This is a genomic window from Comamonas sp. 4034 (assembly GCF_050434545.1).
Lineage (GTDB): Bacteria > Pseudomonadota > Gammaproteobacteria > Burkholderiales > Burkholderiaceae_C > Comamonas > Comamonas odontotermitis.
Genome location: NZ_JBNDIT010000014.1, coordinates 100,169 through 119,481, shown reverse-complemented (window position 1 = coordinate 119,481; position 19,313 = coordinate 100,169). Strand labels below are relative to the sequence as shown.

Genomic DNA, 19,313 nt, shown 5'->3' with positions numbered 1-19,313 from the left:
TCAGGCGCCCCAGAGCGCCACGGCGGTGAACACGGCGGCAATCAGGCCCAGCACCACCGGGATGAGCAGGGCGCGGGCCAGCTCCAGCACATTGACCCGCGCAAACCCGGCCACGGCGATCAGTGACGACCAGGCGATCAAGGTGCCGCCGCCCGTCCATACCGCGCCCATCTGGCCCAGGGCCGCCAGGGCAGAGACATCCATGCCCGAGGCCGGGCCCAGCGCGCCGGACAGGGTGCCGGTCAGCGGCAGGCCCGCGAAGCCGGAGCCGTCGATTCCGGTGATCATGCCCATGATCAGCACGCCAAACGACACCAGCAGCTGGCTGTCGGGAATCAGGTGCTGGCTCGCCTTGACCAGCTCGAACAGCAGATCAGGCACCGGCTGGCCGGGCGCAATACCCAGGATGGGGCCTGCGGTCTCGTGCGAACCGATGAAGAAGAAACCGGCAATCGGCAGCACCGCGCCCATGGCCTTGAAGGCAAAGACGAAGCCGTCGGTGATGTGGTCGGCGGCGGTATCGAGCATCTTGCGAAAGCCGTTGCGCGCCGTGGCGGCCCAGATCATCAGCAAGGCCGCCACGCCGCCGATCAGCATGGCTGCATCGCCGCCTTTGAGGTCAGGCGCACCCTGGATGAACTTGGGGCCGAGCATGACCAGAATCACGATGAGGAAGGCGAGCGGTGTGATGACCGCAAACAATTTGGAGGCACCCTCGGTGCTCCTGGTCTTCTTGAGGGCTGCTTCCAGCTCCGAATTGGTGCCCAGGTCGGTGTCGTGTGCCGTGCCCTGGGCGATCTCGGCCTTGTTGAAGGTGCCGCCGCCTTCCACCTGGGCGTTGATGCCGACGGGGTTCAGCTCCCAGCGCTCCAGCAAGGCGTTGTTGCCCGGCACGATGTATTTGCGGATCTTGAAGTACGACAGGAAGAGGGCGATCATGCCCACCACCCAGGACAGCAGCAGCGCCTTGTCGCCCACGGCCACCGCGCTGATGCCGCCTGCAGCCTTGGCGCTGATGCCGGGCGCCACGCCGATCACATAGTCGGACGACAGCGCCATGCCCTGGCCGGCAATGGCGATAGCCATGGCCCCTGCTATCGGTGGCAGGCCTGCGGCAATGGCAGCGGGCAGCAGCACGGCGGCCACCAGCGGCACGGCCGGGGTGGGCCAGAAAAACAGCGAGATCAGGTAGGTGACCAGTGCCAGTATGAAATAGGCCGTGTGGCCGTTTTTCATGACTGCGCGAAACGGCTTGACCATGCGGATGTCCGAGCCCAGATCCTTGAGGGAATTGAGCAGCGCCGTCATCAGCGCAATGATCAGGAAGATGTTGAACAGCTCTTTGGCTGCAACCATGCTGGCACTGAAAATGCTACCAATGCCGGTGATGGCACTGCCGCTCCAGGCAAAGGCCACCACGATGGTGGCAATCAGCGAAGGCACCACCACGTTTGCGCGGAAGGCCATGGTAAGAATGATGACCAGCACCCCGGCCAGATAGGCCCAGTGCGCGGCACCGATTGAAACTGACGGATCCATCGTGGCTACTCCTTGGTATGATTCAACAGCCGATTTGTATACTAAATACAAAAAAGCAAAAAATCATCAGGGAATACCAGATATGTTGCGCTGCATCATTGAATTAACCCGGGTTTAAAGGCCATTTCCCATATGATCCGTATACAAAATAGAGTGTTGGGCATCATCCTTCATTCCACCTGAAACCTCGTCTGCGTCAGATCTCGTGGTGCGGTTGAAGAATTCATCTTTTGAATTTTGTTTAAAAACAATGCACTGTTTCGCCTGACAAGCAAACTTGGATAGGGTGGGGTTATTGGCGTGGCCGTTGTTCTTGCATTCGTACATTGGATACACTAGGGTTAACACTAGGCATGCAAGGACACTGCGCTATGAAATCCCTATCCCTTCCCGTCAACTCCCGCGAAGCAGCCATGCAACAGCTGACGGCTGTTGTGCAGCCTGTGCTGCCTGCCTCGGTGTCGCTGCTCTCGCGCATCGAGACTGCTTTCGTCAACTGGCAGGCCAAGCGCCTGGCCGAGATACCTGCTGAGCGCCTGTGGGCACAGGCCATGCAGGACACCCGTTCGTTCGCAGAAATTCGCCGCTCTGCCCGCTGATCCGGCGAACGCAGCAGGCAGCACATCGCGCGAGTTTCTGAATCTTCGTCAAAACGAGGTGGTTGAGTTGTATCCAAAGCCGGTGGAGTGCCGCGCAGGCATGTAAACTGGTGCGCGGCCCCAGCTTCGGCGGTGGCGCGCTGCCGGCGTATCCTGCCGGGCGCGTGCGCCGTGTTGCCGCCGTCGGCCTGCCATGGCGGATGCACACTTGCCTGCCCTACCAGGGCTGGCAGGGGCTGGGGAACACCACGTATCGATCGGACCGACTTTCATGCCCATTGCCACCGGAGACAAAAAAACAGGACTCAACCACTCGCCGCTGACCCAGCAGCTGGTGGAAGCGCTGCGCGAGAAGATCATGTCGGGCGAGCTGGCCTCGGGCGAGCGCCTGGTGGAGGAGCGCCTGTCGGAGGAATTTGCGGTATCACGCATGCCGGTGCGTGAAGCGCTGCGCCAACTGGCTTCCAGCGGCCTCGTGATCATCGAGCCGCGCCGGGGCGCCTCGGTGGCCCAATTCCATGGTGACCTGCTGCGCGAACTGGTGGAAGTGCGCGCCACGCTCGAGGCGCTCAATGCGCGCCTGGCCGCCAAGCGCCATGACCCCCAGCAGATTGCCGAGCTGGAAGCGCTGCTCGCCGAAGGCGTGAAAAACGCCCATTCCGGCGACGACGAGGTGCTGGCCACGCTGAACCAGAAATTTCACTCCGCGCTGGGCAAGGTGGCAGCCAATTCGGTATTGCAAGAGGTGATGCTGTCCCTGCGCGACCGCACTGCCGTGCTGTTTGCACCGCGCAGCCGCGAGCGTGCGCCGCAGAACTGGGAAGAGCATGCCGCCATCCTGCGCGCCGTGATCAAGGGCGACCCCGAGCTGGCGGGCCTGCTGGCCGCGCGCCATATCTACAACGCGGCGGGCATCGAGCCTTGATATAGTTTTGTAGAGAAACTGGGCCTTGGCGCCCACCCAGAGCGCGCTAGGCGCTCTTTTTTTGATAGTTCTGGTGGTTTTGGTAGGCAAGACCGGCCAGCGCGATGTCTTCCAGACCCACGCCCACAGCCTTGTAGAGGCGAATGCCCGCGCCGCCGCGCGCGCTGGCCTGCTTGCCGCAGACGATATCGCCCAGCTCCACCACCTTGCTGGCCACCTGCAGCGCCGGGTCTGCCAGCACCAGGTCGCCCGCCTCGACCAGCGCCTGCTTTTTCCACTCCACGGCGATCTGTGAAGCGCGCGCCAGGGCGGTGTCGTCGAGCTCCCGCGTATGCGGCAGGCTGGAGCCAATCGCCGCCACAAAGGCGCCTTCTGCAATGCGCTCCCCGGCAAACAGCGGGTCCTTGGAGCGCGAGGCAGTGACGACGACCTCGGCATCGGCCACGCCATCGGTATCGTGCACGCGGGTGACCTGGGCTCCGGTCAGGTGCGCGAGGCGCTCAGCCAGGTCGTCTGCTGCATAAGGATCGAACACCGCTATGCGCCGCAGGCCCAGGCGGCGCACCAGTTGCTGCGCATGGGCCATGCCCTGCACACCCGCGCCGCACAGAAACAGCTGCTGCGGTTGGGCAGGAGCCAGGTGCTCAGCTGCCAGCACCGTGGTTGCGGCGGTGCGCAGGCGGGTGATGGCATTGGCCTCCATCGTGGCAAGAGGCGCGCCGGTCTCGGTGGAGAACAGCAAGATCACAAAATTGAACTGGCCCGCGATCGTGGTGTAGACCTTGGCGCCGGTCACACCCAGCGAGGGAATCACCGCCCCCAGCGTAGAGAGCTTGACGCCTCCGGCATCGGTGCGTTCGCGCGCCTGCATCGCGGCCTCGCCCTTGCCAAAGGCGGTAAAGGCGGTGCGCATGGCGGCAAGGGCTTCGTCGGCGGACACCAGTGTGTCCACCATGGCGTCGGTAATGTGCAGCATGGTGTGTGTGGTTCAGATTGGGAAAGAGGTGGGGTTGGCAGGCGCCTGGAGGTGCGTTCCTAGGGAACCTCTGCAAAACTCCCTGCCGTGGTCTGAACGCGGTCTCGGGGCGATCCGTGTTCATTCCATCTGGCGAGGGTTTTGCAGAGGCTCCCTAGAGCCAGACCTTGAGCAGAATGATGCAGGCGCTTACCGCAGCCGTGCCTAGCAGCCATTGGCGAATGGCGGTCTTGGAGACATGGCGCGCCAGCCGGTTGGATGCGAAAAAGCCCACCAGCATCCACGGCAGCAGCACGGCGAAGTACAGCCACTCCTGCGCGCCCATCTTGCCGACCCAGGCGAGAGCCGTGATCGAGACGATGGTGCCTGCGAAAAACACCACGCCCAGCGTGGAGCGCATGGTAGGTGGCGCCAGGTGCTGCATCGCAATGGCAAACGGCGGGCCACCCGCTGCCGTTATCGTGCCCATGATGCCGCTGGCGACCCCGGCAATCGACAGGTTGGCCGTTGTGGGTTGCACCCGCCAGCCGATGGTGCTGAGGGTGACTGCTATCAAAATAAGAACGGCAAACAAGATGGAGAGGGCGCTGGCGCTGAAATACACCAACAGGCCCGTCGCCGCAAAGGTGCCGATGACGCGGCCTGCCAGTGTGGCAGCCGCCACATGGCCGTTGAGCGCATCGCGCTCGCGCAGGTAGGCCAGCAGGGCCAGCGGCGCGCCCACGGCCAGCAGCGGGCCGGGCACCAACTCCGGAAAGAAAATGGCAGCCAGCGGCGCGCAGAACATCGCGTAGCCCAGGCCACCCACGCCCTGCATGGCGGCACCGGCCAGCACCATCAGGCCCATGGCCAGGTAGCGGCCTGCGCCCAGCTGCTCGGCAAAGCTTGCCCAGGCCATCATGCGGGCAGCTGCCAGCTCACGCTGATGTCGCCATTCACAAAGGTCTGGCATGCCAGCCGGTGGCCTTGGGCGAACTGCTCTTCAGTGAAGTGCTTGCGTTCCTTGGGCTTGACGGCGTCGGTGTTGGCCAGGCCTTCGACGATCCTGCACTTGCAGGTACCGCACAGGCCGCCGCCGCACTTGAAGGGGATGCCGCCTTTTTCGCGCAGCGATACGCGCAGCAGATTGCTGTTGTCCGGGGCCTCGACGGCCTTGTTGTCATTGGTGACGAAGGTGATGGTGGGCATGTGTGGATTCCGGCAGTCAGGCAGAGGTTGCGGCTTGCGGCAGGGGAACGGAGATCAGCTGGGCGTCGAGCGAGCCGAAGTTGCACAGGTGCTGCAACTCGGCGTGCGCCTGTGCAAGCGTGTCAAAACGCTCCAGAAACTTGGAGGGCACGGCGTTGACGGTGCTCGAGGCATCCTCTTCAATCACCTGCACCTTGGTCTCGCGCAGGAGCCTGCCGAGCACGAACTGGGCCAGCACGCGGCCATAGAACTGGTAGTTCCAGGCTTCCAGCAATTCAATGTCGGCGCTTGGCACGGTGCGGTACTGGCCGGGCTTGCTGGTGAGGATGACAAACATGGTGCGGGCTCCTCGGTTCAGGCGGCAGATACGGCAGGGGCGGCAGCCGGTGGGAGCTGCTCCAGCTCCAGGTCGTGTTCCAGCCACAGCTGGCAGGCCAGGCGGTAGCCCTGGTCCAGACGGTCGCCGAGCTGTTTCTTTTCCTTCCAGTTCGGGGGCGGCAGGTTTTCGGCGCCCGCAATGATCCTGCAGGCGCAGGTGGCGCACTTGCCCATGCCGCACTGGTAGGCCAGGTGGGGATACGGGTACTGCTTGATGCCTGCGCGCACCACCAGGTTGGAGCCGGCCTTGACCTCGTCCTGGAAGGTCTGGCCGTTCTTGTGAAACGTGATCAGGGGCATGGGACATCCTCGGTAGTTCTATTGCGTATACTGTATACAAATATAAAATTCAGGACAATAGGGATAACGTGAGGAGCGCGTTGAAGCGAGTGCTTCGCTGGAGTGTCTGCCTTTCAATCTACAGAGGGAGGATTGGGGATTTCAGTGAGGTGCTCGGGGCAAACTGGCGGGAATGGTCAGGGAAACTACCTGGGTGAGAAATGTCCGGAAATGGTTGACCTGGTATGTTGTATACAGTATTCTAATTACGTCGCCTGGCTCGGTTTGATTCAGCGACGCACCCACCATCCATAGAGGAGTCGCCATGACGAACAAACTGCTGAACCGCGACGAATTCCGCGCCGCACTGGAAAACGCCATCAAGGGCAAGAGCGCCAACAAGGCCCCTTTCAGCGTGGCCTGGGCCACCGGTCGCCTGAGCCGCGAGCATCTGGCTCGCTGGGCCGAAAACCACTACCACTACGTCGGCCCATTTGCCGATTACCTGGGATACCTGTATGCCCGCACGCCAGACCACATGACCGAGGCCAAGGACTTCCTGCTGGCCAACATGTATGAAGAGGAAATCGGTGGCGACCGCCACACCGATCTGCTGATCCGCTTTGCCGAGGCCTGTGGCACCACCCGCGAGCGCGTGGTCAACCCCGACAACATGTCGCCCACTACCCGTGGCCTGCAGTCATGGTGCTATGCCGTGGCGATGCGCGAAGACCCGGTGGTGGCGGTTGCGGGCCTCGTGGTCGGCCTCGAATCGCAGGTGCCCTCCATCTACCGCAAGCAGACCCCGACGCTGCGCGAGAAATACGGCTTCTCCGACGAGGATGTCGAGTTCTTCGACCTGCACATCGTCTCGGACGAAATCCATGGCGAGCGCGGCTACCAGATCGTGCTGGAGCACGCCAATACGCCGGAGCTGCAAGCCAAGTGCCTGCGCATCTGCGAAATCGGCGCCCAGATGCGCTTGCTCTACACCACGGCGCTCTACCACGACTACGTGGCCAAGGATCTGCAGATTCCCGCAGAAGAGCTGCTGGCTGCCTGATTCGTCTCTTTCTCCATCTGACTGCAACCCTTCCGGCCGCGCAGCACCTGCGCGTGCCCGGCGGATGGAGAGACGGCATGCACCTTGGCCATCGGCGGGCCCAGGCCCGAACTCCACTGCCTGCAGTGGCCCACTTCTCCACATCACACAAAAACAACCACCATGGCTGACACAGTCCACACGTTTTTGAACTACATCGACGGCGCCTGGGTGCCTTGCCTTCTGGGCAGCACCTTTGACAACCTCAACCCTGCCGATACCCGTGATGTGGTCGGCCGCTTCCAGGCTTCGGGCCCCGCCGACGCCGAAGCTGCCGTTCAGGCTGCGCAAAAGGCCTTTGATGGCTGGCGCAGGACGCCGATTGGCAAACGCGCCAAGATCCTCAATGACGCGGCGGCCTACCTGGAGCAGAACGCCGTGCAGTTCGCCAAGGACCTGACGCGCGAGGAAGGCAAGCAGTTTGCCCAGGCCAAGGACGAGTTTCTGCGCAGCGCGCAGACCTTCCGCTTCTACGCCACCGAAGGCCAGACCTACGGCGGCGAGACCTACCCGCAGGACGACCCGAACATGCATGTGTTCAGCCACCGCGAGCCGCTGGGCGTGGTCACGGTCATCTCGCCGTGGAACTTTCCCGCCTCGATTCCTGCGCGCAAGCTGGCTCCGGCGCTGATCACCGGCAATACCGTGGTGTTCAAGCCTTCGTCCGATGCGCCGCTCTCGGGCATCCGCCTGGTGGAAGCGCTGGAGAAGGCGGGCATTCCTGCAGGCGTGGTCAACTGCGTCACAGGGCGCGCTGGCGAGGTGGGGCCGGTCATCACCAATTCCAGCAATATTCGCGCGATCTCGTTCACGGGCTCGACCACGGCGGGCGCGCAGATCCACCGCACCGTGCACCTGACGACCCGCCTGCAGATGGAGCTGGGCGGCAAGAACCCGCTGCTCGTGATGGAAGACGCCGATCTGGACCTGGCTGTTGACCTGGCGGTCAAGGGCGGTTTCTCGCTCACCGGCCAGGCCTGCACCGGCACCAGCCGCATTCTGGTGGTGCCCAGCGTCAAGGCGGCCTTTACCGAGAAACTGCTCGCCCGCGTGGCGGCGCTCAAGATCGGTGACGGCATGGAGTCGGGCATGGACCTGGGGCCGCTGGCGACCGAAAAGCAGTTGCAGACCGTACTCCGGTACATCGCCATCGGCAAGGGCGAAGCGCGCCTGCTGTGCGGCGGCGATCGCCTGACGGGCCCGGCGTTCGAGCATGGCTACTACGTCTCGCCTGCCGTGTTCACCGATGTGAAAAACAGCATGCGCATCGCCCAGGAAGAAATCTTCGGCCCGGTGCTGGCCATCATCGAGGTGGCCGATTTCAATGAAGCCCTGGCCACGGCCAATGACACTGAATACGGCCTGTCGGCCAGCATCGTGACGAACAACCCGCGCTATATGCACGTGTTCACGAACGAGATCCAGTCCGGCACCGTCAAGATCAACCGCACCACCACCGGCAACCTGGTGAATGCGCCCTTTGGCGGGCTGAAGAACTCCAGCACATCGACCTTCCGCGAGTCGGGCCGTGCCGGGCTGGAGTTCTTCACCCAGGTCAAGACCGTGTACCGCGGCGTCTGAGCGGCGCGACAGCCGTCCCAAGAAAAGGAATACACCTATGAAATCCGCACTGAAACTCGAACTGGAAGAAGCCCGCGTGATGGCCCGCGCAGCCCTGGCCAAGGCCCAGGAGATCGGCGTGCCCGAATCCGTCTGCATCACCGATGAAGGCGGCTTTCCGCTGGTGCTCGAACGCATGGACGGCGCCCGTGTCACCGGCCCGCAGATTGCGTGGAACAAGGCCTTCACCGCTGCCGGCCACAAGCGCTCGACGCATCTGTTCAACACGGCACCCAACGGCCCCGCCCTGCCGGGCAACGAAGCCTTCGGTATTCAGTGGAGCTTTGAAGGCAAGTTTGCGGTCTTTGTCGGGGGCTACCCCATCGTCGTCAATGGCGAAGTGATCGGCGGCGTGGGCCTGTCGGGCGGCAACGGCGAGCAGGACACCGCCTGCGGTGTGGCGGCCTTGCAGGCGCTGCGCGAGCACCTGGGCGCCGCTGCCGACGTGGTGGTACAGGCTGATATCAAAAAGTGAGCTAATGGCGCTTGCCAGTTGGGCGCTAGAGCCATATTGAACCAATGGAGCGCGGGGTGTGCAATGAACTACCACGTACTGTGGCTGCAGACGCAGCAATCGTTTGAGGTAGGCGCGGACGAGTCGGTGCTGGACGCCGCCACGCGCCAGGGCGTGAGCCTGCCGCACGACTGCACCTTTGGCGGCTGCGGCACCTGTCGCATGAAGGTGGAAGAGGGCCGTTTTGCCTATGCCGACGGCGAATTGCCGCTGGCCATGGCGGAGGAAGAGCATGCGCAGGGCTACGCACTGGCCTGCCAGGCGCGTGCGCAGTCGGACCTGGTCATCAGCGTGGAAACCGGCCCGGCCTGCTCGCCGCCGACCATGCTGCGTGCCACGGTGGCCGAGCTGCGCATGCACACGCCCGATATCTACCACCTGGCGCTCGACCTTCCCGAAGGCCATGGTGTGCAGTATGCGGCCGGGCAGTACCTCAACATCTGCCTGGCCGATGGCGAGCACCGCAGCTTTTCGATGGCGACGCCGCCGCAGGGCAATCGCGTCACGCTGCACATACGCAAGATTGCGGGTGGCCGCTTTACCGAAGGCGTGCTGGCCAGCGCCCAGCCCGGCGATGTGTTCGATGTAGAGCTGCCGCACGGCACCTTCTGCTACCACGCAAGCGACTACCAGCCCATGGTGTTTGCCGCCACCGGCACCGGCTTTGCGCCGATCAAGGCCATACTGGAGTCGCTGCTGGACGATGAGGATTGCCCGCCTATCCACTTCTACTGGGGCATGCGCTGCGAAGCCGATCTGTACCTCCTGGATGAAATCGAGGCCTGGGCGGGCCACCTGTACGAGTTCACGTTTGTACCCGTGCTCTCGCGGGCATCGGACCGCTGGACGGGTCGCCGGGGCTATGTGCAGGATGCGATTGCCGAAGATTTCGGCGACCTGTCCGAGCATTCGATCTACCTGTGCGGATCGCCCCACATGATCGCTGACGCCAAGGCCGTGGTGGCGCTGTCAGGGGCGGCCATGGACAAGATATACAGCGACAGCTTCATCTTCCAGAACGAAGCGGCCACGGTGGCTGAAATGAACGAGGAGTGAGCATGGATCTGGGACTGAGCGGTAAATCCGCACTGGTATGGGGCGGCAGCAAGGGCATGGGCTATGCAGCGGCGCGCTGCCTTGCGTTGGAAGGGGCGGATGTGGTGATTGCTGCGCGCACCGAGGCCACCTTGCAGGGCGCTGCGCAGGCGCTGTCGCAGGATTGCGGCCGCACCGTGCGCTACGTGGTGGCAGACATCACCAGCAACGCCGGGCGCGAAGCCGCGCTGGCAGCCTGCCCGCAGCCCGATATCCTGGTGAACAACTCCGACGGCTACCCGCCCGGGGATTTTCGCGAATGGACGCAGGAGACCTGGCACCAGGCGCTGGACATGATGATGGTCGGCCCCATCGACATGATCCGCCGCGTGGTTGATGGCATGCAGGAGCGCCGCTATGGCCGCATCATCAACATCGTCTCGCGCAGCGTGAAGGTCGCGCATGCGGAGCTGGGCCTGTCCAACGGCGCGCGTTCGGGCCTGGTGGGCTTCGTGGCGGGCCTGGCGCGCCAGACGGTGCGCCACAACGTCACCATTAACAACGTGCTGCCCGGTGCATTCGATACCGATGCCCAGGCGCGCCACATCGACAAGCTCGCCCGGCAGACCGGAAAACCAGCGGACGAGGTGCGCAGAAGCCGCGAGGCCGGCAACCCCGCAGGCCGCTTTGGCAGGCCTGACGAGGTGGGCGCGCTGATTGCCTACCTCGCATCCGCCCATACCGGGTACATCACCGGCCAAAGCTGGCTGATCGACGGCGGAGAGTACCCGGGCACGTATTGACGCGCCGACGGCCCGCTGGCGGGTCGCCACAAACCCCTCTCAAGTTTGCAGCTGCTTACTTGGTGACGAATAGTGATTCGTTATACTTGCAGTCCTGCCTTGGGTGACCAAGGCGTTTTGCTTTAGAACGTGTTTACGAACTTATACCAGTGCAGCCGCTGATGGCGGGTCTGCACTTTTTTCTGTGCAAGCCCTGTTGATATGACCGAACCGACCTCCAACACCCCTTCTGATGCCTCCGCACCGGCGCAAGCAGCTCCGGCGGCGCCCGCAGCGGGCGGTGATACGCGTCACCAGGGCCAACGCAAGCAAGAGCGCCGCGAGCCGCGCGCCGACCGCCCCGCAGGTGGCAAGCAACTGCTGAATTCCGCCATGGCAGATGCGCTGCGCGCTGCCACCAAGGGCCATGCCCTCGAAGTGGTAGAAGCGCCTGCAGAGGCTGAAGCCCCCGCTGCGGCCCCCCGTCAGGAGCGCGCTGCAGGCGAGCGCCCTGCGCGCACCGGCCAACGCCCTGAGCAGCCACGCCGCAGCAACAAGCCCGGCAACGGTGCCCGCCGCGATGGCGCAGGCCAAGGCCCCCGTGGCCCACGCCGCGATGCGGCCCCTGCCGCGCCCAAGGCGCCTCCCCGCCCACGCCACCCGGTGGTCGAAAAGCTGGCTGGCATGTACCCGGCGCTCTTTGGCGAGCAGCCGCTGCCGCTCAAGCGCGGCATCTTTCAGGATCTGATGGCTGCCCACCCCGACGCGTTCGACAAGAACGAGCTGAAGGTGGCGCTGGGCCTGCACACGCGCTCCACGCGCTACCTGAACGCCGTGGCCATGGGCCAGCCGCGCCACGATCTGCAAGGCAATGTGGTGGAAGCCATGGCACCCGAGCACGTGTTCCACGCGCTGGTCGAGGCTTTCCGCCGCCGCAAGCCGCGTGACGGTGAAGACCTGCAGGTCAAGCTGCGTCGCCGCATGGGCATGGCCTACATCGCCTCCAACCTGTCGCGCGACGCCTTCCTGGAGCGTGTGCAGGTGAAGGACGAAGCCACCCAGGCTCTGCTTGGCGCTGCCATGCAGGAAGTGGCCGAATTCGATGCCAAGGCCGAGGCGCTGGCTACTGCCCACGCTGCCAGCGGCAAGAGCGTGGCCGAGTTTGCTGACATGTACGGCATGCACCCAGCCGCTGCCGAGCGCCACCTGCAACGCGCTGCCCAGATCAAGGCCATTGCCGCGGCGCCTGCTGCAGCCCCGGCAGCCCCTGTGGCAGCTGAGTCTGTAGAAGACGGCGAAGCCGCTGCCGAATAAGCAGCACACACAATAGACAGCAAAGCGTCTATTGCTCCAAAAATATTAGCTGCTGGCGCTCTACCAATGAGCACCAGCAGCTATTTTCATATCAAAAACACGCTTGATGCAGTGGTTGCTGCCGCGTACACTGGCAGCAACCAGGAGAAGCCTATGTCCCCCACCCCCTCCCGTCGCCGTTGGCTGCGCAAGTTCTGGGGCGCGGTGTGCGTGATTGTCGGCCTCGTCAGCATCGCGGCAGGCCTGGAGTCGGTGACTCTGGAATAGAGGCCAGACACAGGGCGCTCTCGCGCCTTGTGCTTCATGTCGTGCCTCAGCGGGCCGACAGCGCCCGCTCAATCGCCGCCTGCAGCCTGGCGGGTTTGGTCATCGGCGCAAAGCGCTGCACCGTGCGGCCATCGCGCCCCACCAGAAACTTGGTGAAGTTCCACAGAATGCGGCCACCCAGCACCCCCGGCGCCTGGGCCTTGAGCCAGGCAAACAGTGCATCGGTGTGCGGGCCATTCACTTCCACCTTGGCCAGGCTGGGAAAGCTGGTTGCAAAGCGAGCCTCGCAAAACTGCGCAATCTCGGCATTGCTGCCCGGCGCCTGTGCGCCAAACTGGTTGCACGGCACACCCAATACCTGCAGGCCCTGGGCGCCGTATTGCTGCTGCAGCGCCTCCAGTCCCGCCAGTTGCGGCGTGAAGCCGCAGGCCGTGGCAGTGTTGACGATCAGCAGGACCTGATTTTGGTAGCGCGACAGCGGCACGGGCTGTGCGCTGGCATCATGCAGAACAAAATCTTTGACGGAGTGGGTGGTGTTGGGCGCCATGCCCGCATGTTACGGCAGCTTGGATTCAATGGCTGCAATCAGCGATGCCGACAGCACCAGCGCGCCGCCCAGCAGCAGGCGGCCCGAGAGCACGGCGCCTTCGATCAGCACGTTCGACGCGCTGGCAAATACCACTTCGGACAGCATCACCACGGCCGCCGTGGTGGCAGCAAGGCGCGAAGCGCCGTATTGCAGCGTCCAGTTGCTGAGCATGATGAGCACAGCCACCACCAGCACCATCAGCGGCCAGCCCCATTGCAGCGCGGGCAGAGGCGAAATGCGGCCCAGGTAGAGACCCAGGAGCGACATCAGCCCGGCAGCGATCACGCCGCCAAAGAACATGGCAAGCATGCGCGCCTCACCCGGCACCTTGTACTGGCTGCGCAGGACGACATTGGTTCCGGCAAAGGTAAAGCCGCCCGCAATGGCCAGCAGGTCGGGCAGGGAGAGGTTGGCCGTCAGGCTCGCCCAGGTGGCGCCAGGCGGAATCATCACGATCAGCACGCCGCTGAAGGCAAGGAAGAGGCGCAGGATAGAGTACTTGTTGGGTTTTTCACCCAGAAAGTACCAGGCCAGCAAGACCGACCAGGCGGGCATCAAATAGAACAGCAGCACCACGCGCACCACATCGCCCGTGGTGGCCGCCCAGTTGAACAGCACATTGGTGGTGCCCGAGGTGAAGGCGAGCAGCAGCAGCAAGGGGTGGCGCCGCGCAATGCCTGCCGCATGGGGCTTGAGCAGCAGCAGGCCGCAGAACAGGATGAGATACACCAGCGCCGTGCCCAGCACCGGGTGCACGCCCAGCGCTTGCAGCTGGCGGAAGGGCCACCAGATCGTGCCCCAGATCAGGGCATTGGTCATCAGGGCGAGAAAGGGCAGCGCAGTTTGCATGAAAAACGGTGCTTGCGCCCGTCTGTCAAGCGCTATTAGCTATATATTTTGTAGTGGTAATGGCCCGTGGCCACGGTATGGCAGTGCATGGCAATGCCTGCGGCCTGCCGTTTTCCGCCTCTCGCCTGCTAGTGGCAGTGGTCGTTGCGGGCGATATCAAGCAGCCGCTCGACCTCTTGCGTGTGCTGTTTGCAATTATGCCGGTGCCACAGGCCAATCAGCCACATGATGCCCGCGACCAGCAGGCCGAAGCAGGTGATGGCGCCATAGGCCGACAGGCCCATCTTGGTGAACAGGCTGTAGACCACGCCCAGCGCCAGGATGCAGGCCTGCTCGTTGAAGTTCTGCACGGCAATTGAGCGGCCCGAGCCCATCAGGTTGTGGCCGCGGTGCTGCAGCAGGGCATTCATTGGAACCACGAGGAACCCGCCCAGGCCACCCAGCACGATGAGGAAGGGTACGGCCAGCCAGATGTTGTGGATGAAGTTCATGCACACCACCAGCAAGCCCATGGCGATGCCCAGCGGGATGACCTTGGTGGCGCCATCGAGCTTCATGCGCATCGATGCCAGCACCGCGCCTACGGCCGTGCCGATGGCGACCACGCCCACCAGCGCCGACGCCTTGGTGGTGCTGTAGCCCAGGGCCACGGCGCTCCAGGCCAGCACGATGTAGCGCAGGTTGCCGGAAACCCCCCAGAACAAGGTGGTGGTGGCGAGCGAGATCTGGCCGAGCTTGTCTCGCCATAGGCGACCATTGCACTGCCAGAAGTCGGGCAGCAGGTCCATGATGTTGGAGGCCATGCTGCGCGACGCATCCTGGCGCAGCGGCACCAGCTCTGTGTTGGTGCGCGGAATGCGGGTGTTGAACCAGGCGGCGATGGCGTACAGAAGGCCGATCACGCAGATGGCAGCTTCCGACGGTGTGTCGATGGGGGTATCGATCAGCGGTAGATCGAACGACAGCAGCCAGCTCGACACCTGCACACCCACCAGTTGCCCGCCCAGCAGCACGCCCAGGATGATGGAGGTGATCGTCAGCCCCTCGATCCAGCCATTGGCACGCACCAGCTGGCTGGGGGGCAGCAGCTCGGTCAGGATGCCGTACTTGGCGGGAGAGTAAGCGGCCGCTCCCAGGCCCACCACGGCGTAGGCCATCAGCGGATGGGAGCCGAACAGCATCAGAAAGCATCCCACCACCTTGATGGCGTTGCTGACAAACATGACCTTGCCCTTGGGATACGCATCGGCAAATGCACCCACAAAAGGCGCCAGCACCACGTAGAACAGGGCAAACATGGGCACCAGGGCGGCGCGCTGCCACTCGGGAGCGCCGGCATTGATCAACAGGTCAACCGCCGCCACGAACAGTGCATTGTCGGCCAGCGAGCTGAAAAACTGCGCCGACATGATGGTGTAGAAACCGCGCTTCATTCGATAGGAGAAAGATAAGGTGGGCTAATGGCGCGAGAAATATATGCAAGCTGCGGGCAAGCAGGCGTGGTTATAGCACGCAGGGTGGCCGGCAAGGTGCCAGAATATCAAGGCGTTTTCACTTAGATCCGCTAACACAACCCTTGTATGTCGTTGCTACGTCGGGGGCGCCTGGCCTTTTCGTACGGTTTTGTACTGCCTGCGGCTTCGCCTGACGCTGCCCGGCCTGACGTGGCCCGGCGCTTGGTCTCAACCGCAAATCTGCGATTTGCTGGCTTGTGTCAGCGGACGATCTCTTCGCGCCGCTGCAGGGCACCGGTGACAACGCCCCTGAGGTTTTCCATTGTCTTGTTGTGAGTCTTCTCCATGCCGCGTCCCATTCTAGCCACCATTCATACCGCTGCTGTGCAACATAACCTGGCGCGCGCCAGACAGGCCGCACATGACGCCAGATTATGGTGCGTGGTGAAAGCGAACGCTTACGGCCATGGTATTGAAAACGTGTTTGAGGGCATGCGCGCCGCCGATGGTTTTGCGCTGCTGGAGCCTTCGGAGGCTGAACGCATCCGCAATCTGGGCTGGCGCGGGCCTATTTTGCTGCTTGAAGGCGTTTTTGACGCGCGCGATCTGGAACTGTGCTCGCGCCTGAACCTGTGGCACGCCGTGCACTGCGACCAGCAGATCGACTGGCTGGCCGCCCACAAGACGCAGCAGCCGCACCGCGTCTTCCTGAAGATGAACTCGGGCATGAACCGCCTGGGCTTCACGCCCGATCGCTACCGCTCGGCCTGGGCACGCCTCAATGCGCTGCCCCAGGTGGACGAAATCTCGTTCATGACCCATTTCAGCGATGCCGATTCCGCCAAGGGCATCGGCCTCCAGCTTGCCATGTTTGAAGAAACCACCCGCGATCTGCCCGGTGAGCGCTCCATCTGCAACAGCGCTGCCATGCTGCGCTACCCCGACATGCCCGCCCAGGCACGCGGCGACTGGGTGCGCGGCGGCATTTTGCTGTACGGCAGCGCGCCGGATTTCCCCGAAAAAACCGTGGATGACTGGGGCCTGCAGCCGACGATGACCCTGTCCACCAAGGTGATCGGGGTGCAGAACCTCCAGCCGGGGGACACCGTGGGCTATGGCTCGCGCTTTACCGCCGAGCAGCCCATGCGCATCGGCGTTGTCGCCTGCGGCTATGCCGACGGCTACCCGCGCCACTGCGGCACCGGCACGCCGGTGCTGGTGAATGGCCAGCGCTCACGCCTCGTGGGCCGTGTCAGCATGGACATGATCACGGTGGACCTGACAGGCATTGCCGATGCGGGCTTTGGCAGCGAGGTCACGATGTGGGGCCGTGCCTCGAATGGCGCCGTGCTTCCCATCGACGAAGTGGCGCAGGCGGCAGGCACCGTGGGCTACGAACTGATGTGTGCAGTGGCCCCGCGCGTGCCGATGGTGGTCGACGGCCGCTAACCTCCATTCATCCGAGCCATAAAGCTGCCTGGCGCCCAATGAGTGGGCACCAGCAGCTATTTTTTTGATAGTTGCTGAAGCCTTTGAATGAATGCGGGTTTTCCCTGGCTGCAACAGGGTTAGTGCAGAGATATGCCGTTTAACGTACAGTTTTGTACGGATAAACCATTTGCATACCTATGAACACCCGAGAACGCCAACCCCGCAGCGATGCGCTGGCCCACCGCAGCCAGCTGCTGGAAGCGGCCCTGCACGTATTCACCGAGCAGGGTGTGACCGTGGCGCTGGACGTGGTGGCCGAGCGCGCCGGCGTCAGTCGCACCACGCTCTACCGCAATTTTGCGGACCGTACTGCCTTGATTGCTGCGCTGCTGTGGCACATCGTGGACCGTCTGGACGAAAAGGCCCGGCGGCTGCAGGTCAGTGAAGGCGACGGCGCGCTGTTCGAATTTCTGCGCCTGTGGGCGCGCGAAGCGGTGCTGACCGTGCCGGTGACGGATTACTGGCGCTCGCTGCCGCAGGACAACCCGCTGGTGCAGGACCTGCGCGAACGCCTGCTGGGCGTCGTCGAGCCGCTGCTCTCGCGCGCCGTGCAGGCGGGCCTGTGCCGGGCCGATCTGCAGCCCGCCGACCTGCTGTTGATCGTGGGCATGTTCAGCGCCGCGCGGCGCGGCCAGACGCCGCAGGAGCGTCTGGCGCTGAGCGACCGTGCCTGGCTCCTGATCACCGAAGGGCTGCGGCCCGCAGCGCAAGAGGCGCGCTAACCATGCAATACCGTTACGTGGAGCAGCCCCCCGACTGGGAAGAGCACGAGCGCCCTGCGATGCCCGGCTCTCCCGCGCGCCTGCACCACTCGCTGGCGCGGCGTCTGGCCTATGTGGCGGTGGGTCTGTTTGTGGGCCTCGTGGGGGGGCTGGGCAATGGCCTGGTGACTGCCAACCTCACGGCCATTCAGGGCCAATTGGGGCTCACCCAGGTCGAGGCCGCCTGGCTGCCCGCTGCCTATGTGATGGTGAACGTGACAGCCAATCTGCTCGTCTTCAAATCGCGCCAGCAACTGGGCCTGCGCGTTTTTGCCGAATGGGGGCTGGGTATTTATGCGGTGCTGGCGCTGGCCCACGTATTTGTCGAGGGCTACACCATGTCGCTGGTAGTGCGAGGTGTCAGCGGCTTTGCAGGCGCCACCACCACGTCGCTCGCCGTGATGTATGTGATGCAGGGCCTGCCGATGGCGCGTATTCCGGCGGCGCTGATTCTGGCGATGAACATGTCGTCGGTGGCCGTGCCTCTGGCCTGGGTGCTTTCGCCAGCGTTGGTCACCATCAATCCCTGGCCCCATCTCTATGCCTTTGAAGCGGGCCTGGCCCTGCTGGCGTTTGCGGCGGTGGTGCTGCTCAAGCTGCCCAAGGGCATGCAGATCCATGTGTTCGAGCCGCTTGATCTGCTGACCTTCGCCCTGGTGGCGCCCGCCGTGGCCCTGCTGTGCGCGGTGCTGGCCCAGGGCGTGAATGCCTGGTGGCTGAATGCGCCCTGGCTGGCCTATGCCTTGATTGCATCGATCGTGCTGTTCACGCTGGCGGGTATTCTGGAATACAGCCGACGCACGCCGCTGATTCAGCTGCGCTGGCTGCTGCATCCTTCTACATTGATGTTCATGGCCGGTGCGCTGTTGATGCGCTTCATGATTTCGGAGCAGAACTATGGCGTGATCGGCCTGCTGCGGGCCATGGGCCTCACCTCGGATCAGCTTCAACCCCTGTACGGCGTGATTCTGGCGGGCATGCTGGTGGGCGTGGTCGCCGGGGCGCTCACCTTCAGCGCCAATACCATCCTGCCGCAGATTCTGGTGTCCATCCTGCTGATCAGCATTGGCGGCTATCTGGATCTGCATTCCACCAGCCAGAGCCGCCCGCACGATTTCTTCTTCAGCCAGTTTCTGGTGTCCTGCGCTGCAGCACTGTTCATGGGGCCGCTGATGATGATCGGCTTCAAGCATGCCATGAGCCAGGGCGCAGACCACATGATCACCTTCATCGTGCTGTTCTCCGTTACCCAGAGCGTGGGCGGGCTGATGGGCTCTGCCCTGCTGGGCACCATCCAGCAGGCGCGCGCTCAGGTGTATACCCAGGCCATTGCGCGCGAAATGCCTGCCACCGATGCGCTGGTCAACCAGCGCCTGGCCCAAACCCAGGCCAGCTACAGCAAGCTCATCACCGACCCCGTGCAGCGCAACGCCCAAAGCCGTGCGCAATTGGCGCAGACCGTCAAGCGCGAGGCGGCTGTGCTGGCCTTCAACGACGTGTTCCGCGTGATCGGCACCATGGCGCTCAGCTTTCTGGGCTGGGCCCTTTACCGCGCGCTGCGCCTGCGCTTTCTGGCCTGGCTGGGCGGTCGCCGCGCGGCGCGGGCTGTTGCTGAGGCCTCCTTTTGAATCCGTGCGTCCAAAGCAAATAA

At 63.6% G+C, this 19,313-nt stretch carries 20 protein-coding genes; 11 read left to right on the top strand and 9 right to left on the bottom strand.

From position 1 onward, the window contains the following. Positions 1 to 1,539: a hypothetical protein gene (locus ABIE32_RS15620; RefSeq protein ID WP_429017506.1), complete on the bottom strand. Its 1,539-nt coding sequence runs from the start codon at positions 1,537 to 1,539 to the stop codon at positions 1 to 3. A 371-nt stretch (positions 1,540 to 1,910) separates the two neighbouring features. On the opposite strand from ABIE32_RS15620, the gene ABIE32_RS15615 reads away from it, so the two are divergent. Continuing rightward, a complete protein-coding gene (locus ABIE32_RS15615; RefSeq protein ID WP_429017504.1) occupies positions 1,911 to 2,138 on the top strand; it encodes a hypothetical protein in 228 nt (75 codons plus the stop codon). A 271-nt stretch (positions 2,139 to 2,409) separates the two neighbouring features. Beyond that, positions 2,410 to 3,063: a GntR family transcriptional regulator gene (locus ABIE32_RS15610; protein WP_184705248.1), complete on the top strand. Its 654-nt coding sequence runs from the start codon at positions 2,410 to 2,412 to the stop codon at positions 3,061 to 3,063. Between the two features lie 46 nt (positions 3,064 to 3,109). Here ABIE32_RS15610 and ABIE32_RS15605 read toward each other — a convergent pair whose 3' ends face one another. The 5 genes from ABIE32_RS15605 to ABIE32_RS15585 form a co-directional block, all read right to left on the bottom strand. Beyond that, positions 3,110 to 4,039 (bottom strand): ornithine cyclodeaminase family protein, encoded by a 930-nt coding sequence (locus ABIE32_RS15605; RefSeq protein ID WP_429017502.1) that lies wholly within the window; start codon positions 4,037 to 4,039, stop codon positions 3,110 to 3,112. A gap of 154 nt (positions 4,040 to 4,193) precedes the next feature. Further along, on the bottom strand, positions 4,194 to 4,940 hold the full coding sequence (locus ABIE32_RS15600; RefSeq protein ID WP_429017501.1) for a TSUP family transporter: 747 nt from the start codon (positions 4,938 to 4,940) through the stop codon (positions 4,194 to 4,196). After that, entirely contained in the window at positions 4,937 to 5,227 is a 291-nt protein-coding gene (locus tag ABIE32_RS15595) for a 2Fe-2S iron-sulfur cluster-binding protein (RefSeq protein WP_184704942.1), read from the bottom strand. Before ABIE32_RS15595 ends, ABIE32_RS15600 begins: the two co-directional genes overlap by 4 nt. 16 nt (positions 5,228 to 5,243) lie before the next feature. Continuing rightward, on the bottom strand, positions 5,244 to 5,564 hold the full coding sequence (locus ABIE32_RS15590) for a ferredoxin (protein ID WP_429017500.1): 321 nt from the start codon (positions 5,562 to 5,564) through the stop codon (positions 5,244 to 5,246). Between the two features lie 17 nt (positions 5,565 to 5,581). Then, the gene (locus ABIE32_RS15585) at positions 5,582 to 5,905 is read right to left on the bottom strand and encodes a 2Fe-2S iron-sulfur cluster-binding protein (RefSeq protein ID WP_429017498.1); all 324 of its coding nucleotides are present in this window, start codon (positions 5,903 to 5,905) and stop codon (positions 5,582 to 5,584) included. Positions 5,906 to 6,209: 304 nt separating this feature from the next. Between ABIE32_RS15585 and ABIE32_RS15580 the strand changes: the two genes are divergently transcribed. The 6 genes from ABIE32_RS15580 (at position 6,210) to ABIE32_RS15555 (ending at position 12,251) form a co-directional block, all read left to right on the top strand. Then, on the top strand, positions 6,210 to 6,947 hold the full coding sequence (locus ABIE32_RS15580) for a TenA family transcriptional regulator (protein WP_184704936.1): 738 nt from the start codon (positions 6,210 to 6,212) through the stop codon (positions 6,945 to 6,947). A gap of 162 nt (positions 6,948 to 7,109) precedes the next feature. Continuing rightward, the gene (locus ABIE32_RS15575) at positions 7,110 to 8,567 is read left to right on the top strand and encodes an aldehyde dehydrogenase family protein (protein WP_224150995.1); all 1,458 of its coding nucleotides are present in this window, start codon (positions 7,110 to 7,112) and stop codon (positions 8,565 to 8,567) included. A gap of 37 nt (positions 8,568 to 8,604) precedes the next feature. After that, positions 8,605 to 9,081: a GlcG/HbpS family heme-binding protein gene (locus ABIE32_RS15570; RefSeq protein ID WP_184704932.1), complete on the top strand. Its 477-nt coding sequence runs from the start codon at positions 8,605 to 8,607 to the stop codon at positions 9,079 to 9,081. Positions 9,082 to 9,144: 63 nt separating this feature from the next. Further along, complete coding sequence (locus ABIE32_RS15565) at positions 9,145 to 10,176, top strand: 2Fe-2S iron-sulfur cluster-binding protein (RefSeq protein ID WP_429017496.1); 1,032 nt, start codon at positions 9,145 to 9,147, stop codon at positions 10,174 to 10,176. A gap of 2 nt (positions 10,177 to 10,178) precedes the next feature. Then, the gene (locus ABIE32_RS15560; RefSeq protein WP_429017494.1) at positions 10,179 to 10,958 is read left to right on the top strand and encodes an SDR family oxidoreductase; all 780 of its coding nucleotides are present in this window, start codon (positions 10,179 to 10,181) and stop codon (positions 10,956 to 10,958) included. 201 nt (positions 10,959 to 11,159) lie between these two features. Next, a complete protein-coding gene (locus ABIE32_RS15555; RefSeq protein WP_429017492.1) occupies positions 11,160 to 12,251 on the top strand; it encodes a ProQ/FINO family protein in 1,092 nt (363 codons plus the stop codon). A 313-nt stretch (positions 12,252 to 12,564) separates the two neighbouring features. Here the strand turns inward: ABIE32_RS15555 and ABIE32_RS15550 are convergent, their stop codons facing one another. From ABIE32_RS15550 to lplT, 3 genes are all read right to left on the bottom strand, one after another. Then, entirely contained in the window at positions 12,565 to 13,065 is a 501-nt protein-coding gene (locus ABIE32_RS15550) for a glutathione peroxidase (protein ID WP_429017490.1), read from the bottom strand. Between the two features lie 9 nt (positions 13,066 to 13,074). Next, on the bottom strand, positions 13,075 to 13,956 hold the full coding sequence (locus ABIE32_RS15545) for a DMT family transporter (protein ID WP_224151000.1): 882 nt from the start codon (positions 13,954 to 13,956) through the stop codon (positions 13,075 to 13,077). Positions 13,957 to 14,084: 128 nt separating this feature from the next. Continuing rightward, positions 14,085 to 15,389, bottom strand: coding sequence for a lysophospholipid transporter LplT (lplT, locus tag ABIE32_RS15540; protein ID WP_224151001.1), 1,305 nt, complete (start codon positions 15,387 to 15,389; stop codon positions 14,085 to 14,087). Positions 15,390 to 15,755: 366 nt separating this feature from the next. On the opposite strand from lplT, the gene alr reads away from it, so the two are divergent. From alr to ABIE32_RS15525, 3 genes are all read left to right on the top strand, one after another. Then, positions 15,756 to 16,859, top strand: a complete 1,104-nt coding sequence (gene alr, locus ABIE32_RS15535) for an alanine racemase (protein WP_429017488.1) — start codon at positions 15,756 to 15,758, stop codon at positions 16,857 to 16,859. A gap of 179 nt (positions 16,860 to 17,038) precedes the next feature. Beyond that, the gene (locus ABIE32_RS15530) at positions 17,039 to 17,623 is read left to right on the top strand and encodes a TetR/AcrR family transcriptional regulator (RefSeq protein WP_224151003.1); all 585 of its coding nucleotides are present in this window, start codon (positions 17,039 to 17,041) and stop codon (positions 17,621 to 17,623) included. A 2-nt stretch (positions 17,624 to 17,625) separates the two neighbouring features. Then, positions 17,626 to 19,290: an MFS transporter gene (locus ABIE32_RS15525; protein ID WP_429017486.1), complete on the top strand. Its 1,665-nt coding sequence runs from the start codon at positions 17,626 to 17,628 to the stop codon at positions 19,288 to 19,290. Positions 19,291 to 19,313: the final 23 nt, after the last annotated feature.